15 protein-coding genes are annotated in these 15379 nt (G+C 70.8%); 4 read left to right on the forward strand and 11 right to left on the reverse strand.

Annotated features, from left to right (window positions below; translation table 11 throughout):
• Positions 1-3: 3 nt before the first annotated feature.
• The 5 genes from trxB to murJ all read right to left on the reverse strand — a co-directional run bounded on the left by trxB (position 4) and on the right by murJ (position 6676).
• Positions 4-954: a thioredoxin-disulfide reductase gene (trxB, locus tag ACGFIE_RS04565; RefSeq protein ID WP_393290902.1), complete on the reverse strand. Its 951-nt coding sequence runs from the start codon at positions 952-954 to the stop codon at positions 4-6.
• A 182-nt stretch (positions 955-1136) separates the two neighbouring features.
• Positions 1137-2120 carry a hypothetical protein gene (locus tag ACGFIE_RS04570; protein WP_393290904.1) on the reverse strand — a complete coding sequence of 328 codons (984 nt, stop codon included), beginning with the start codon at positions 2118-2120 and terminating at the stop codon, positions 1137-1139.
• The gene (sigM, locus tag ACGFIE_RS04575) at positions 2117-2821 is read right to left on the reverse strand and encodes an RNA polymerase sigma factor SigM (RefSeq protein WP_393290906.1); all 705 of its coding nucleotides are present in this window, start codon (positions 2819-2821) and stop codon (positions 2117-2119) included. The genes ACGFIE_RS04570 and sigM overlap by 4 nt, the downstream gene beginning before the upstream one ends.
• Positions 2822-2864: 43 nt before the next feature.
• A complete protein-coding gene (locus tag ACGFIE_RS04580) occupies positions 2865-4472 on the reverse strand; it encodes a protein kinase family protein (protein ID WP_393290908.1) in 1608 nt (535 codons plus the stop codon).
• Positions 4473-4918: 446 nt separating this feature from the next.
• Positions 4919-6676 carry a murein biosynthesis integral membrane protein MurJ gene (gene murJ, locus ACGFIE_RS04585; protein ID WP_393290910.1) on the reverse strand — a complete coding sequence of 586 codons (1758 nt, stop codon included), beginning with the start codon at positions 6674-6676 and terminating at the stop codon, positions 4919-4921.
• A 126-nt stretch (positions 6677-6802) separates the two neighbouring features.
• On the opposite strand from murJ, the gene ACGFIE_RS04590 reads away from it, so the two are divergent.
• A complete protein-coding gene (locus ACGFIE_RS04590; protein WP_393290912.1) occupies positions 6803-8263 on the forward strand; it encodes a CCA tRNA nucleotidyltransferase in 1461 nt (486 codons plus the stop codon).
• Positions 8264-8426: 163 nt separating this feature from the next.
• On the opposite strand, the gene ACGFIE_RS04595 is transcribed toward ACGFIE_RS04590, so the two are convergent.
• The 4 genes from ACGFIE_RS04595 to ACGFIE_RS04610 are packed head-to-tail and all read right to left on the reverse strand — an operon-like array spanning position 8427 to position 12166.
• The gene (locus tag ACGFIE_RS04595; protein WP_393290914.1) at positions 8427-9962 is read right to left on the reverse strand and encodes a flotillin family protein; all 1536 of its coding nucleotides are present in this window, start codon (positions 9960-9962) and stop codon (positions 8427-8429) included.
• A gap of 29 nt (positions 9963-9991) precedes the next feature.
• The gene (locus ACGFIE_RS04600; protein WP_363680791.1) at positions 9992-10513 is read right to left on the reverse strand and encodes a hypothetical protein; all 522 of its coding nucleotides are present in this window, start codon (positions 10511-10513) and stop codon (positions 9992-9994) included.
• Between the two features lie 40 nt (positions 10514-10553).
• A complete protein-coding gene (locus tag ACGFIE_RS04605) occupies positions 10554-11651 on the reverse strand; it encodes a TolB family protein (RefSeq protein ID WP_393290916.1) in 1098 nt (365 codons plus the stop codon).
• Positions 11648-12166, reverse strand: coding sequence for a SigE family RNA polymerase sigma factor (locus ACGFIE_RS04610; RefSeq protein WP_393290919.1), 519 nt, complete (start codon positions 12164-12166; stop codon positions 11648-11650). Before ACGFIE_RS04610 ends, ACGFIE_RS04605 begins: the two co-directional genes overlap by 4 nt.
• A gap of 69 nt (positions 12167-12235) precedes the next feature.
• Between ACGFIE_RS04610 and ACGFIE_RS04615 the strand changes: the two genes are divergently transcribed.
• From ACGFIE_RS04615 to ACGFIE_RS04625, 3 genes are all read left to right on the forward strand, one after another.
• Entirely contained in the window at positions 12236-12715 is a 480-nt protein-coding gene (locus ACGFIE_RS04615; RefSeq protein WP_393290921.1) for a methylated-DNA--[protein]-cysteine S-methyltransferase, read from the forward strand.
• Between the two features lie 177 nt (positions 12716-12892).
• A complete protein-coding gene (locus ACGFIE_RS04620) occupies positions 12893-13099 on the forward strand; it encodes a ribbon-helix-helix protein, CopG family (RefSeq protein WP_393290923.1) in 207 nt (68 codons plus the stop codon).
• The gene (locus ACGFIE_RS04625; protein ID WP_393290926.1) at positions 13096-13482 is read left to right on the forward strand and encodes a hypothetical protein; all 387 of its coding nucleotides are present in this window, start codon (positions 13096-13098) and stop codon (positions 13480-13482) included. Before ACGFIE_RS04620 ends, ACGFIE_RS04625 begins: the two co-directional genes overlap by 4 nt.
• A 62-nt stretch (positions 13483-13544) precedes the next feature.
• Here ACGFIE_RS04625 and ACGFIE_RS04630 read toward each other — a convergent pair whose 3' ends face one another.
• A complete protein-coding gene (locus ACGFIE_RS04630; protein ID WP_363680780.1) occupies positions 13545-14624 on the reverse strand; it encodes an inositol-3-phosphate synthase in 1080 nt (359 codons plus the stop codon).
• Positions 14625-14647: 23 nt separating this feature from the next.
• The gene (locus ACGFIE_RS04635) at positions 14648-15286 is read right to left on the reverse strand and encodes a PadR family transcriptional regulator (RefSeq protein ID WP_007453849.1); all 639 of its coding nucleotides are present in this window, start codon (positions 15284-15286) and stop codon (positions 14648-14650) included.
• Between the last annotated feature and the right edge of the window lie 93 nt (positions 15287-15379).

Below are 15379 nucleotides of genomic sequence, written 5' to 3' on the forward strand. Positions count from 1 at the left end.
GTTTCAGCTGAGCGTCGCGATGAACCGCTCGGCGTCGAGCGCGGCGGCACAGCCGGTGCCGGCCGCGGTGATCGCCTGGCGGTAGGTGTGGTCGACCACGTCACCGGCGGCGAAGACACCGGGCACGCTCGTCCGGGTGCTGGGGGCCTGGACCTTCACGTACCCCTCGTCGTCAAGCTCGACCTGGCCCTGGAAGAGCTCACTGCGCGGATCGTGACCGATGGCCACGAACACGCCTGTCACGTCCAGCACCTTGGTGTCGCCGGTGTGCACGTTGCGGACCCGTACGCCGGTGACCTTGCCGTCGGCGCCCAGGACCTCTTCGACGGTGCTGTTCCACTCGACCTTGATCTTCTCGTTGCTCAGCGCCCGGTCGGCCATGATCTTGCTGGCCCGGAACGAGTCACGCCGGTGGATGATGGTCACCGAGTCGGCGAAGCGGGTGAGGAAGCTGGCCTCCTCCATCGCCGAGTCGCCGCCGCCGACGACCACGATGTGCTGGTTGCGGAAGAAGAAGCCGTCACAGGTGGCACACGAGGAGACTCCGTGGCCCAGGTATTCCTGCTCGCCCGGCACACCCAGCGGACGCCAGGCCGAACCGGTGGAGAGGATGACGGAGCGGGCCCGGTAGGCGGTCTCGCCGACCCACACGGTGCTCACCGCGCCGGCGCCGGAGTCGCCGGTGTCGACAAGCTCGACCCGGGTCACGTCGTCGGTGAGGAACTCGGCGCCGAACCGCTCGGCCTGCTTGCGCATGTTGTCCATCAGCTCGGGGCCGAGGATGCCGTCGGCGAAGCCGGGGAAGTTCTCCACCTCGGTCGTGGTCATCAGCGCGCCACCGGACTGCACGCCCTCAATGATCAGCGGCTTCAGGTTGGCGCGCGCCGCATAGACCGCCGCCGTGTAACCGGCCGGGCCGGAGCCGATGATGATCAGGTTGCGGACCTCGTCCACTGCCGTCTCCCGAGTTGTGTGTGTTCGGCGTCGGCGCGCGCACCGATGCTGATCCGAGTGCCGACGCCTGGGGGGTGCCGGCAGCTGACTTCCAGAACGTCATCGTACGAAGCGGGGATTCCCGAGCCGGGCATCCGGTGGGTCAGGTCACGTGGACCCTCATCGCACCGATGACCGCGGATTCACCCTACCCGCGCCGAATACCGGCTGTCCGAGCCGGACCCGGGTACGCCACACTCGGGGCCGCTCACCCAGGCCCAGTGCGCCCCGGTCGCGTCGGTGAACCGGATGACCAGCGCCTGCTCACCCTGGAACTGCGCGTAGTCGATCACTTCGACGATCAGCGGGGCCGAGCCGTGTTCCGCCGCCACGGCCGCCAGGCAGCCGGTCAACGCCGCCTCGCTGCTCAGCCGAGCCAGCTGGTCCGACCCGTCGGGGGCAGGTCGCCGGCCCCCCTCGGCGTCCACCCCGGGCTGCTCGCGGGGTGCGCTGCTGGTGGCTCCCCGCAGCGGAGACGGCCGACTGCTCGTGGCGCTGCCCACCTGACCGAGGGTTTGCGGGCTGTAGTCGGTTCCGCTGTGCAGCGCCGGCCCGGAGGTGCGGGCCGGCCCTCCCGCTGCCACATCTCCGGGTGCGCTGGCCGGACGCTCCATGGCGCCGCTGTCCGCGGTGTTCGTCGACAGTTGGCGCAGCCCCAGACCAACCGCCACGACGGCGACCGCCGCTGCGGCCACCGGAGCGGCGTTACGGGCCCAGCGGCGCCGCCGGCGACCCGGGCCGGTGGCTCTGCCGCGCCCCGACTCGGTCGGTGACGGGCTGCCGGGGTGACGGCCGCCCTGTGCCGGGACGCCCACCGGTCTCGCGGGAGCGGCCGGCTCGGGTGAACCGGTGGCCGTGTCAATGGGCGGGGCGTCGGCCGTGGCCAGCGCGGCGGCGATCCGTTCGGCGACGGCCGAGGGCAGCTCCGGGGAGGGCTCGGCCCAGCGGGCCAGGTCGGCGCGGACCTGCGTCACCGCGGGTGCCAGCAGCGCGTACGCCTCGGCCCAGCCCGGGTCGGCTTCGACCAGCCGGGCGACCTCCGCGTGCTGTGGCGTGCCGTCCAACGCGCCGCCGAGGTAGTCAGCGAGCAGGTCGGTGTCGACCTCCCTGAACCCCTCGGTCGTCACGTGTCCTCCTGGTTGGCGTCCTGCCGGTACCGAACCGACCCCGATCCGACGCCCTCGGCCGGGCGCGGGTTCCCCGGCGTGACGTCGGGCACGTCCGCGTGCCGGCCGGCCGGCGCCGGATGCGACGACGTCACCGGTCGCAGGTGCCCGAGCAGCACCGCCATCCGGGCCCGACCCCGGGCGCATCGACTCTTCACCGTCCCCTCGGCGACACCGAGGATGCGGGCCACCTCGGCCACCGGGTAGCCCTGCAGATCCACCAGCACCAGGGCGGCCCGCTGGTCGAGCGGCAACGCGGCGAGGGCCGCGCGGACGACAAGCGCGGTGTCATGGTCCTGGATGGGCGCGGCCGGCTCGACACCGCCGGTGCCCGACCCTTCGCCGGACCTGTTCCCGTCGGGCAGCGGCACGGTGGGGTGCGCCTGCCGGCGTCGGATCCGGTCCAGGCACGCGTTCACCACGATGCGGTGCAACCAGGTGGTGACAGCGGAGTCGCCACGGAACCGGCCGGCCGCCCGATGCGCCGACAGCAGGGCGTCCTGCAGTGCGTCGGCGGCCTCCTCGCGGTCGCCGAGCGTCCGCAGGGCCACCGCCCAGAGCCGGTCGCGGTGTCGGTGGAACAGGACCGCGAAGGCGTCCCGATCGCCGGCGACGTGGGCGCGCAGCAACTCGAGGTCCGTTGCCGCGTCGCGCCCGTCCATCACCACGTCCAGCGGATGCGGTGCCTAATTCGCGGTACCCGGCTCACGACCCCTGGACCGTAATCTCCCGTACCCCCAGCTTGAAGCCACCCTCCGACGGGGGCAGCTCGGTGATCCAGAACAGCAGGTACTGGTATTTCTTGTCGGCGTCGAATCCGTTGAAGACCATTGTGGTGGCTTCGTAATCCTCGTAGGGCCGCCCGATGGGGTCCTTGTAGCTCTTGACCAACTGGTTGTCGCCAGCGGTCGTCGACGGCGGGTTGGTGGTGCCGCTGAGAAGTTGCGCGGTCGCCCCGCTGGCGGAGAGCGCCACCTGTACCGACTTGACGGAGTGCGGGCCGCCGAGGTCGAGCCAGACGCCCATGCCCTTCTTGATGTTGCCGAAGTTCGGGCGCTTGTCGTAGGTGTCGGTTTCCCAACCCTTGTCGTAGTCGCCGTCGATGATCTTGTCGGCGTCCTTGAGCTCGTTGCGCTCCGTGCTGTCCGGATCGATGATCCGGACGTCCTTCACGGTCAACTTGCGCACCTGGGCAGCGGCCTGGGTGGCCTCGCCGGCCGGGGCGCTTGCGGAGGGCGTGGCCCCGGCGGTGTCCTGCGGGTCCTTGTCGTCGCCGCCGAGCGCGCTGATCCCGATGAGCAGACCGACCAGGGCGACCGCCAGCAGGCCGGCGATGCCGATGGCGACCTTGCGACCACCGGCCGCGGCCAGCGGCGACGGCTCTTCCTCGGTGTCGGCGGCGAACCGCAGCGGCCCGCCGTTGTCGAGGTAGTGCTCCTCCTCGGCGGGCACGTCCAGCCGGGCCAACTCGGCTGCCAGCACATCGGACGACGGCGGCGCGATCTCGGCGTCGAGCAGGTCCATGGTGAGGTCGTCCAGGTACGCCGGAACCCCGGCTCGAACCTGGCGGGGCGCCGCGAGGGTGCCACCGGCGTCGCGGACCGCGTCCGGGATGGCCGCCCGACCATGGCCGGCGGTGGCCCCGCGCAGCGGTGCCTCGGTGTGCGGCCAGTGACCGGTCAGCGCGAAGTAGAGAACGCCGCCGACTGCCCGGATGTCGCTCTCCTGGCTGTCGTCGCCGTCGGTGCGCGCGTCGGCCAGGACCACGCGACCCTCGTCACTGATCATGACGGTGCCGGGGTGGACGTTGCCGTGCACCATTCCGGTCGCGTGCACGGCGGCGAGTGCGCTGGCGACGGCGTTGCCGATCGCGGTGGCCCGGGCGGGATCCAGCGGACCCTCGGCGGCAAGGTCACGCAACGACTGTCCGTCCACCCACTCACGGACCACGTACGCCCGCTCGGCCTCGTCGATAGCGTCGTAGACGCCGACCAGGTTGGGGTGGATCACCCGGCTGGCCGCGACGGCGGCCTGAAGCATCTCGGTGGCGGAGTCGCCACCCGGGTAGCGCAGCACCACAGCGACGGGGCGGCGCAGGATGACGTCGACCCCGCGCCAGACCAGCCGACCCGCGCTGTCGTTGTTGATGTGCTCGACCAGCTCGTAACGCTCGGCGAGGATTTCACCGGCCGTGGGAGCACCGAAGGTCATGACCGGCGGAGCGCTCTCGTCCGCCTCCTGACCCTCGCCGACCTGGGTCACCCGTCCTCCCTCGGTGATCGTGTCGATCGATGGACCCGCACTGCTGGGCATGTGGCTTCCCGCTCTGCCGTCGAAGGAACCGGCCAACCGGTGTCGACGCGCAGCGTCGGCGCCTGCCGTACCCGTCGAGAGCGACCTTACCCGGCTTGCCCGTCTCCCCGACATGTCATCTTCTTGCCGTACCCGGCGGGGTGCCGGGAGTCGGGGAAGTCGTCCGGTTACGACCGTTGTCGGCCACGTTGCTGGCACATGTACTAGCTCAATCTACGGCTTCACCGCAAGTGACCGACGTCGGGGCCGAGCCCGCGTGCCGCTCACCGCCACCGGCCGCGTTCCCCCCGATCGGACAGGCACGCTCATCCGTACGGCTGGTTATCCACAGGCTGATCCGGTGACTGACCGGCGAATCGCTGAGTTATCCACAGATGCATCCCCAGCCTGGTGATCCGCGGTCACGTTCCGTGTGGCGACAACTTCTGGTGCCGGGGTGCTCGCCCTCAGCGACCGAGGCGGCGGCGGACCATGCCGACCACCTCGGTGATCTCCCCGATCCGCAGCAGCATCGCGAGACCCAGGTACGTCCCGACGATCACCGCTCCACCGATCACGAGCTGGACGATGGCCTGCAGTCGGGTCGGCGTGTCGCCGCCGGGCAGCAGCTTGACCACGAGCAGGCCGACAAGCGCCGCGCCGAGCGCGGCGACCACGACCCGACCGGCGGTACGCATGATCTCCCCGAGGCCGATACGCCCGACCCGCGGGCGAAGCAGCCAGGCCGAGCCGATCGCCGCGGCCACGTAGGAGACCGCGTTGCCAATCATCATCCCCGCGCCGGCGAAGCTGGCGGAGAAGGCCACGAAGAGCACGACCTGCACGCCGATCCGCAGCGCCACCACAGGAATGTTGATCAGCGCGGGGGTACGGGTGTCCGGCAGGGCGTAGAAGGCGAAGGTGAAGAGCTGGCTCACCGCGAACGGGACCAGCGCCAGAGCCGCGGCGAGCAGCACGACGGAGGTGGCGGTGGCGTTGTCCGCGTTGAACGCGCCGAACCGGAACAGCGTGAACGCGATCGGGGTCGCCAGGACGGCGTAGCAGACCGCGATCGGGGCGAGGACCGCCGTGACCGTACGGGTGCCCCGCGACAGGTCGGCGGCGACGTCGGCGTACCGGCCGTCGGCGGCGGCGGCGCTCATCCGGGGCATCAGCGCGGTGATGATCGAGACGGCAATGATCCCGTGTGCGGTCATCAGCAGCAGGAAGACGTTGTTGTAGATGAGCGGGCCGGCGGCGTTCTCCTTGCCGGCCCTGTTCAGCAGGTTGAACAGCACGATGAGGCCGACCTGGCTCACGGCGACGTAGCAGATCATCCACGCACCGAGCCGGCCCAGCTCGCGCAGGCCGAGCGCGCGGAAGTCGAAGCGCAGCTTCCAGCGGAAGCCGACCTTGCGCAGTGCCGGCAGCAGCCCGGCCGCCTGGATGGCGACACCGAGCAGCGTGCCGCCGCCGATCAGCAGGATCCGGCCGGTGGTCATCGCCTCCGGCTTGACGATCGTCGCGCCGAAGATCGCGATGTAGAGGCCAGCGGTGGCGATCACCACGAGGTTGTTCAGGATCGGCGCCCACATCGGGGCCGCGAAGTGCCCCCGGGTGTTCAGCACCGCGCTGATCAGCGCGCTCAACCCGGAGAAGAAGATCATCGGCAGCATGAGGCGGGCCAGCCCCGTGACCAGCTGCGAGTAGTCGCCACTCGACGGGCCGCTGCCGTAGAGCCAGGTAAGCGTCGAGGCGAAGGCGACCGCGAGCAGCGCCGCGACTCCCAGGGCGAGCACCGCCAGAGTGAGCAGCCGTTGGGCGTACGCCTGGCCGCCGTCGACGTCGACCTTGCGGCGGCGCACCAGCACCGGAATCAGCACGCTGGTGAGCACACCGCCGAGCAGGAACTCGTAGACCATTCCGGGCAGGATCTGTGCGGTGGTGTACGCGTCACCGACCAGCGCGCCGCCGAGCGCCGCCGCGATGACCAGGTTGCGCAGGAAGCCCGTACCCCGGCTGACCAGGCTGCCGACCGCCATCACCGCGCTGTTGGCGGCGGCGCTCGCCTCGCCCACCTGCTCCTGTGGCGGGGCGGTCGACTCCATGGCCGGCTGGTTCAGCGGCTCGGCGGAAATGAACGTGGCGCCGTCGGAGGGGCGGACGTTGGCTCCCGCACCGCCGTCCCGCGCGGCGTTCGCGCTGCGGTAGAGCCCGCCGCTCATCTCCAGCCTCCCAGGGGTACGTCGAGCCGGGCGCCGACCCGCACGTCACAGACCATAGTCAACCCCTGCCCGTTACCCACGCCCGGCGGATCGGATCACACCCCGGCCCGATAAGCTGGCGATCCCATGTCCGAAGCCTCCGCTCCTCACGCCTCCGACCGCCGCGAACTCACCGCCGCGCAGCGCAACGCCGTCGCCGAACTGCTCCGGGTCTCCCCGGTCGCCGACGAGTTGGGCCGCCGCTTCGTCCGCGCCGGTCACGAGCTGCACCTGGTGGGCGGTTCGGTGCGCGACGCTCTGCTCGGCCGACTCGGCGACGACCTGGACTTCTGCACCGACGCCCACCCCGACGAGACCCTGCGGATCGTCAAGGGCTGGGCCGAGTCGATCTGGGAGACCGGCCGGGAGTTCGGCACCATCGGCCTCCAGCGCGACGGCCTCCGGCTGGAGATCACCACCTTCCGCGCCGAGTCGTACGACCAGGTCAGCCGCAACCCGGTGGTGGTGTACGGCACCAGCCTCGACGAGGACCTGAAGCGGCGGGACTTCACCATCAACGCGATGGCCGTCAGCCTGCCGGAGCACCGCTTCACCGATCCGCACGGTGGGCTGGACGACCTCTCCGCCAAGGTCATCCGTACGCCGAGCACCCCGCGCGAGTCGTTCGGCGACGATCCGCTGCGGATGCTGCGGGCCGCCCGGTTCGCGGCCCAGCTCCGCTTCGCCGTGCACCCGGACGTGCACACGGCGATGACCGACATGGCCGCCGACCTGGACCGGATCACCGCCGAGCGGATCCGGGACGAGTTCACCAAGCTGCTCTGCGGCGCAGACCCGATCACCGGTCTGCGGCTGCTTGTCGACACCGGGTTGGCCGAGCGGTTCCTGCCGGAGCTGACCGGCCTGAAGCTGGAGATCGACGAGCACGCCCAGCACAAGGACGTCTACGAGCACACGCTGACGGTCGTCGAGAACGCGGTCTCGTTCGAGGAGGATGGCTGCGACTTCATCCTGCGGATGGCCGCCCTGATGCATGACGTGGGCAAGCCCGGGACGAAGGCGGTCGGGTCCGACGGCCGGGTCAGCTTCCACCACCACGAGGTGGTCGGTGCCCGGCTGACCAAGGCCCGGATGAAGGCGATGCGCTACCCCAAGGAGATCACCGCGAAGGTGACCGCCCTGGTCGCCCTGCACCTGCGCTTCTACGGGTACGGGCGGGGTGAGTGGACCGACTCGGCGGTGCGCCGCTACGTCGCGGACGCCGGTGATCTGCTGCCGCGGCTGCACAAGCTGACCCGCTCGGACTGCACCACCCGCAACCGTCGCAAGGCCGCCCAGCTCGCTGCGGACTACGACGCGCTGGAGGACCGGATCGCCCGGATCGAGGCCGAGGAGGACCTGGCCCGGGTCCGCCCCGACCTGGACGGCAACGCGATCATGGAGCTGCTCGGCGTACCCCCGGGACCGGTGGTGGGGCGGGCCTGGAAGCACCTCAAGGAACAGCGCCTGGAGCACGGCCCGCTGGACCGCGACGCCGCCGAGGCCGAGCTGCTGCGCTGGGCCCGCGCCGAGGGCCTGATCACCTAACCCCGCCCTGCCGCGAGCCGGGCGATGATCGACTCGGTTTCGGTGAAGTCGTGGTGTCCCGGCACTCCGGATGGCCCAGCTTCCAGAAGACCGAGTGGATCACCACGGTGTACGCCGACGGCGCCCCTCCCGAACCGGGGAGCGGCGCCGTCGGCATTCGTCGTCAGCGGGTCTCGACGGCCGTCCCGTCGACGGAGACGGCACCCTTGCCTGTGGACGCGCCGTTGCCGCCCGGCGTGGACGCCGAGCCCAGCCGCGCCAGCAGGCCGGCCAGGTCGATGCCGGTCAGGTCGCTGCCGAGCTGGAGCCCCTGGGCCACGTTGCCGGCCACCGACTTCGTCAGCGACGACGCGCCGTCGGTGGAGATGACAGTCATCTTGTCGATCGCCCCGATCGGGGCGCTGGCCGCCTCGACCACCTGCGGCAGGACCTTGACCAGCAGGTCCAGGACCGCCGCCTCCCCGTACGCCGCGAACGCCTCGGCCTTGCGGGCCATCGCGTCGGCCTCCGCCTCGCCCTTGGCCAGGATCGCCGCCGCCTCGGCCGCACCCTCGCGCTCGACCGCCTCGGCGATCGCGGAGCGCCGCCGCTGCTCGGCCTCACCCTCCTTGGCGCCCTCGATCGCGTTCGCCTCGGCGAGCGCCGCCCGCCGGGCCCGCTCGCCCTCACCTGTGAGCCGTGCCTGCTCGGCTTCGGCCTGGGCGGCGGCGATGGTGGCCTGCCGCCGCGCGTCGGCGTTCAGCACCGCCGCGTTGCGGGCCGCCTCGGCCTCCTGCTCCACCTTGTACCGAGCCGCGTCGGCCGGCTTGCGCACCTCGGTGTCGAGCTGCCGCTGCTTGAGCTCGGCGTTGCGCTCGGCCACCTTCTGCTGCTCGGAGAGGATCGCCTGGTCCCGCTCCGCCTGGGCGAGCGGCCCGGCCGCGGCCGACTTGGCCTTGGCCGCGTCGATCTCCGCCTGGATGCCGGCCTGCTTGAGGGCCAGATTCCGGTTCGCCTCCGCGATGGCCTCCTCGGCGAGCAGCCGCTCCTGCTCGGCCTGCTGCCGCGCCCGCGCCTCGGCGATGGCCGCGTCCTTGAGCACCCGGGCCGCCTCGGGTCGACCCAGGTCCTGCAGGTACGAGCCCTCGGCGAGGATGTCCTGGAGCTGGAAGGTGTCCAGCACCAGACCCTGGTTGGTCATCGAGTGCTCGGCCTCCTCGGCGACCGCGTTGGCGAACGCCGCCCGGTCCCGGATGACCTCCTCGACGGTGAGCCGGCCGACGATCGAGCGCAGGGCGCCAGCCAGCACCTCCCGGGTGAAGTTGTCGATCTCGTCCTGCTGGTGCAGGAACCGCTGGGCCGCCGCCCGGATCGCGTCCTCGGTCCCGCCGACCTTGACGATCGCCACGCCGTGCAGGTCGGCGCGGATGCCCTGCTTGCTGACCGCGCCCCGGATGCCGACGTCGATCCGCCGGCTGGACAGGTCGAGCGACTGGAGCTTCTGCACCACCGGGAGCACGAAGACCGAGGCGCCCAGCACCACCTTCTGGCCCGAGTTGTCGGTCGACCTGCCACCGTCGGCGGTGTGCGTGGTGCGGCCCTTTCGGCCGGTGACGATGAACGCCTCGTTCGGCCCGGCCACCTTGATCCGGGAGAGGACGAAGAGCACCAGGACGAGCGCGAGGAGAACCGCGCCGCCGACAGCTATCAACAGGGGCATGGAGGGGAGTCCCGTCTACGAGGAGGTAATCAGTAGGTTTCGACGTGCACGCTGGTCTCGCTGAGCGCCTGTACGACGAAGATCTGTGCGCCGACCGGGATCGGCTGGTCGGCGCGGGCATTGAGCTTGACCGGCTGGCCGGCCACGCGTACGCGCACCTCGCCGTATCCGTTCACCGGCACCGGGGTCACCACCAGGCCGAGCGCGCCGACCAGGTCGTCCCGCGTGGGGGTGGGGTCCGTCCGCATGTTGCGCGCCGCGCGACTGAGCCGCGACGCCAACCACGCCGTGGGCACGGCCGCGAGCAGCCCACCAGCCGCCGCGCCCGCGATCATGCCCGGTGTACGCGCACCGAGCAGCTCGTTGACGATCGCCCCGCCGAAGCCGAACGCACCGGCGAATCCCGCGACCGTCTCGGTGGAGATCGGCCCGTCCACATCGGCGTGCCCGAAGTGCAGCAGCTCGCTGCCGAGCAGGGCGAGTGCCAGCACCACGACACCCGCCCCGCCGATGATCAGAAAGATGAGCGTCCCCGTGGCCACGACCCGCACGGTATCGACGTCGTGCAAAGGCGACGACCGGCCGAACGGCTCAGCGTGGTGCCACGCTCACCTCCAACTCGACCAACTGTTTGGGCAGTTGCTGGCGGACCAGCTCGCGACCCGCCGTGTCGGTGAGCACGAAATCACCGGACCCGTACGGCCGCCGATAGAGCAGCCGGTCGTCGCCGACCCAGGTGACGTCGGCGGTGGGCAGCGGGTTGACGACCCGTCCGGTGGCCGTATCCACCAGCAGCGGCTCCTGCTGGCCCTGGACGACCACCAGGTTGCCGTCCGGCGACCAGGCCCACGGCCCGACCGGGTCGCCGGGGATCGGCTCGAACCTGGTCGGTCGACCGTCGTCGGCAGAGAACATCTGCACGCCCCTGCGGGGGTGGCGGACCGACTCGGATCGGGGTTTGCCGTCCGCGGTCTGCTGCAGTGCCACCTCTCGACCGTCCCGCGTCCAGACGAAGAAGCAGTGGTCGGTGCAGAAGAAGCGCTGCCGGGACACCGGATAGGTGTGCTTCCCGCCGTCCGCGTCCACCACGATGAAGCCGAAGTGATCCACCTGGTCGGTGGTGAACAGCAGGCGCCGACCGTCCGGTGACCACGCCGGTCGGGTCAGGGCGCGGCCGACCTGGTGCCAGCGGGTCTTGCCGGTGGACATGTCGACCAGGCCGACCTCGCGCGGACGGTTCTCGTCGACGACGGCGACCAGCGAGCCGGTCGGCGCGGGGTAGATCCCGTCGTAGCGGTCGGTGGGGACGTAGCGGCCCCGGCTCCGGTCCAGCAGAAAGCCGCTGCCCGACCCGCCGCTGACCTGTGCACGGGTCACCACCCAGTCGCCGGGCAGCACCAGCGGCGCGGCGGTCCAGTTCGCACCGGGGGCGGGCCGGAGCGACGGCGATGGGCTGGCGGTCACGGGTGGCGTCGCGGGGAGCGGGGCCGACCGGGGCCGGAGCAGCACGAACGGCACGGCCGTCGCGACGACCGCGACCAGAGCGGCCGCGCCGACGGTCATCCGCCGCCGGCGGCGCAGCCGGCGACCCCGGCCGATCGCCCGGACGGCGAGGCCCGGAGCGGGCGCGGCACCGTCGGCGAGGTCGCGTACCGCCCGGCGCAGCGTCTCGTCCAGATGCGTGGTCATCGCGTCACCTCCGGGCGGTCGGTCAGCTCGTCCAGACCCGGCACCAGGTGTCGGAGCCGTGCCAGTGCCCGGGCGCTCTGGCTGGCGACCGTGCCGGCGCGGCAGCCGAGCAGCCTGGCGGTCTGCTCGACGCTCAGGTCCTCCAGGTAGCGCAGGGTCAGCACGGCGCGCTGCCGGGGCGGCAGCGCCCGCAGTGCCTCCAGCAGCAGCAACCGCAGGTCGGCCTCCTGACCGCCGTCGCGGTCCGCCGGCCGCTCCGGCAACTCGGCCACGGACACCTCCGCGCGCCGCGCCCGTCGACGCCAGCCGGAGACCTGATCGTGGTAGAGGATGCGTTTCACGTACGGCTCGGCGTCTCCCCTGATCCGTGGCCAGCGGGCGTACGCCTTGGCCAGCGCGTTCTGCAGCAGGTCCTCCGCCGCGTGCTGATTTCCGGCCAGCGCGTACGCGACGCGCAGCAGAGCGGCCCCCCGTTCCTGCACGAACGTGGTGAACTCCCCGTCGACCTCCGCCACCGTCCACCTCCGTAGCTCAGACGCTCGGCGGAAGGGAAACTTTGCCTCGTGGCGCGGGACAATGTCGGGATGAGGTGGACTGTTCTCGACTCGCCGATCGGAGAGTTCTCCGTCGGCACCGAGGCGGAGGGCGTCCGGGCGGCGCACTTCGGCCGGGTGGAGTCGGCGACCGACGAGCCCGGTGACGACGCCGCCCGGCAGGCCGTCGCCGAGCTGCGGGCGTACTTCGCCGGTGAGCTGACCGCGTTCACGGTGCCGATGTCGCAGCCGGGCGGCTCGGCGTTCGAGCGGGCGGTGTGGCGGGAGATGACCCGCATCCCGTACGGCGAGACGCTTACGTACGGCGAGGTGGCACGCCTGGTCGGTGATCCCGGTGCGGCACGGGCGGTGGGTGTGGCCTGCAACCGCAACCCGATTCCGGTGCTCGTGCCGTGTCACCGGATCGTCGGCGCGGGCGGCAAGCTGGTCGGGTTCGGCGGGGGTCTGCCCCGCAAGGTCAAGCTGCTGGAGCTGGAGGCCGGGGTCGCGCTGCGACACGCCTGGTCCTGAGCCTGGGCACGTGACGGTTGTTACAGATTTCGATACTCCGTCCTCCGCATCTCACTTTCACGTCCTGCCGTTGATCGGTGCGCGGCTTGCCAGCGGCGGCCGAAATCAACGAATGAGGAGGTAGAGGCAGTGCCGAGCATGGTTGACGTGCCACCGGAGGAGCTATACAAAAGTGGTATGGCCTTCACCCTGACGCTCAAGCCCGAAGTCGAACAGCGCCTCAAGGAGCTGGCCGAGGCCGAGCACCGCTCGATGCACAAGACCGTCGAGGTGGCGATCCAGGAGTACCTCGAGCGTCAGGAGCGCAACGAGTGGACCCGCCAGGCCGCCCGGCGGATCTTCGAGGAGGACGCGGAGTTCTTTGAGATGTTGGGGGACCGATGATCCAACCCTGGCCCGAGCCGGAAGACCTGTTGATCCTCCTGTCCGAGCACACCGGCCCGCAGAGTCGCGTGCGGGACGGCGGCATCCTCGTCGCTGCGGCGACTCGTCCACACGCCCGGGTCCTGGGGCGTGCCGTCTACCCCACCGTGCTGGACAGGTCGGCGGCGCTGCTGCACGGGTTGATGGTGTGGCGCCCGCTCGACATGTGGAATGCGGGGCTCGCCTGGGCGGCGATGCGGATCTTCCTGGTCCGCTCGGGGGTGACGCTGAACATGCCGGCCAAGGAGCGGATGGCGTTGACCGACGCGCTGGTCAACGGTGAGGTGGACTCGGTCGACGAGTTGGCGCTGCGGCTGTCGCCGTACCTGGAGATGGCGGGCTGAACGCGCCGAGGGCCGGGTCCTTTCGGACCCGGCCCTCGGCGGTGCTGCTGGTGTTCAGCGGGTCAGCGCTCGACCTCGCCGGCGATGAACTCCTCGACGGCCTGGTGGGCGTCGTGGTCGGCGTACTGCACCGGCGGGGACTTCATGAAGTACGACGAGGCCGACAGGATCGGGCCGCCGATCTTCCGGTCCAGCGCGATCTTCGCGGCACGGACCGCGTCGATGATGACGCCTGCCGAGTTCGGCGAGTCCCACACCTCGAGCTTGAGCTCGGCGTTGAGCGGGGTGTCGCCGAACGAGCGACCCTCCAGGCGGATGTACGCCCACTTGCGGTCGTCCAGCCACGGCACGTGGTCCGACGGGCCGATGTGTACGTCGCTCTTGCTCATCTCGTGCGGGATCTGCGAGGTCACCGACTGGGTCTTCGAGATCTTCTTCGAGACCAGGCGGGTGCGCTCCAGCATGTTCATGAAGTCCATGTTGCCGCCGAAGTTGAGCTGGTACGTGCGCAGCAGCTCGACACCGCGGTCCTCGAAGAGCTTCGCGAGGGCGCGGTGCACGATGGTGGCGCCGACCTGGCTCTTGATGTCGTCACCGACGATCGGCAGGCCCGCGTCGGTGAACTTCTGGGCCCACTCCGGGTCGGAGGCGATGAAGACCGGCAGGGCGTTGACGAACGCGCAGCCGGCGTCGATCGCGGCCTGGGCGTAGAACTTGGCCGCCTGCTCGGAGCCGACCGGCAGGTAGCAGACGACGACGTCGACCTGCGCGTCGCGAAGCGCCTGCGTCACGTCGACGGGGGCGGCGTCGGACTCCTCGATGATCTCGCGGTAGTACTGGCCCAGACCATCGAAGGTCGGGCCGCGCTGCACGGACACGCCGGTCGGCGGCACGTCGCAGAGCTTGATGGTGTTGTTCTCGCTGGCGACGATCGCCTCCGCGAGGTCCATGCCCACCTTCTTGGCGTCGACGTCGAACGCCGCGACGAACTGAACGTCAGAGACGTGGTAGTCGCCGAAGGTGACGTGCATGAGACCCGGGACGCGGTCGTTCGGGTCGGCGTTGCGGTAGTACTCGACGCCCTGAACCAGGGACGAGGCGCAGTTACCCACACCGACGATGGCGACGCGGACGGAGCCCATAGCGTCTGCCTCCTTCTTTTCTGTCACGGCCGCTCTTTCCTGGTCTCTCCAGGTGGAGGCGGGCTGTTGTCTTCTCGTCGGCCACCGGCCGTCCCCACGTGCGGGACCGTCGGGGCTCGGCCGGAGCGCTCGTTGGCGATGAGCTCCTCCAGCCAGCGGACCTCACGCTCACAGGCGTCCAGGCCGTGGCGCTGCAGTTCCAGGGTGTAAGCGTCGAGGCGCTCGGCCGCGCGGCCCAGCACGTCACGAAGCCCTTCGCGACGTTCCTCGATCTTGCGGCGGCGACCCTCCAGAATGCGCAGGCGGGTCGCCTGGTCGGTCCGGGCGAAGAACGCGAAGTGCACACCGAAACCCGTGTCGTCGTAGGTCTCGGGCCCGGCCTGAGCGATCAGCTGGGCGAAGCGTTCCTTGCCGTCCGCGGTGATTTTGTAGACCACCCGACCTCGTCGGCTGGTCAGCGCGGGAACCTCCTCGGCGGTGGCGGGCGTCTCGGCGGCTTCGGTGATCCATCCCGCCGCCTGCAACCTGCGCAGGGTCGGGTAGAGCGAGCCGTAGCTGATCGCCGCCCGGATCGCGCCGAGTTTGGCGGTCAGCTCCTTGCGCAGCTCATAGCCGTGCATCGGAGACTCCTGCAGGAGGCCGAGGATGGCGAATTCGAGCACGAGCCACCCTCTCTTTACCCTCCGGCGCGGAGCGGTAACCGCCGCGATGTATCGGACCGATACATCGCACGTTAGCGGGTCGCGTGGGCCAGG

This window comes from Micromonospora sp. NPDC049275 (assembly GCF_043197115.1).
GTDB lineage: Bacteria > Actinomycetota > Actinomycetes > Mycobacteriales > Micromonosporaceae > Micromonospora.

Bases quoted from the DNA above. Each gene is read 5' to 3' on its own strand.
- sigM (WP_393290906.1), bottom strand. From the start codon at position 2,821: ATGGACGGGCGCGACGCGGCAACGGACCTCGAGTTGCTGCGCGCCCAC.
- ACGFIE_RS04625 (WP_393290926.1), top strand. From the start codon at position 13,096: ATGATCCAACCCTGGCCCGAGCCGGAAGACCTGTTGATCCTCCTGTCC.
- ACGFIE_RS04605 (WP_393290916.1), bottom strand. From the start codon at position 11,651: ATGACCACGCATCTGGACGAGACGCTGCGCCGGGCGGTACGCGACCTC.
- ACGFIE_RS04595 (WP_393290914.1), bottom strand. From the start codon at position 9,962: ATGCCCCTGTTGATAGCTGTCGGCGGCGCGGTTCTCCTCGCGCTCGTC.
- murJ (WP_393290910.1), bottom strand. From the start codon at position 6,676: ATGAGCGGCGGGCTCTACCGCAGCGCGAACGCCGCGCGGGACGGCGGT.
- ACGFIE_RS04630 (WP_363680780.1), bottom strand. From the start codon at position 14,624: ATGGGCTCCGTCCGCGTCGCCATCGTCGGTGTGGGTAACTGCGCCTCG.
- ACGFIE_RS04580 (WP_393290908.1), bottom strand. From the start codon at position 4,472: ATGCCCAGCAGTGCGGGTCCATCGATCGACACGATCACCGAGGGAGGA.
- ACGFIE_RS04615 (WP_393290921.1), top strand. From the start codon at position 12,236: ATGAGGTGGACTGTTCTCGACTCGCCGATCGGAGAGTTCTCCGTCGGC.
- ACGFIE_RS04590 (WP_393290912.1), top strand. From the start codon at position 6,803: ATGTCCGAAGCCTCCGCTCCTCACGCCTCCGACCGCCGCGAACTCACC.
- ACGFIE_RS04620 (WP_393290923.1), top strand. From the start codon at position 12,893: ATGGCCTTCACCCTGACGCTCAAGCCCGAAGTCGAACAGCGCCTCAAG.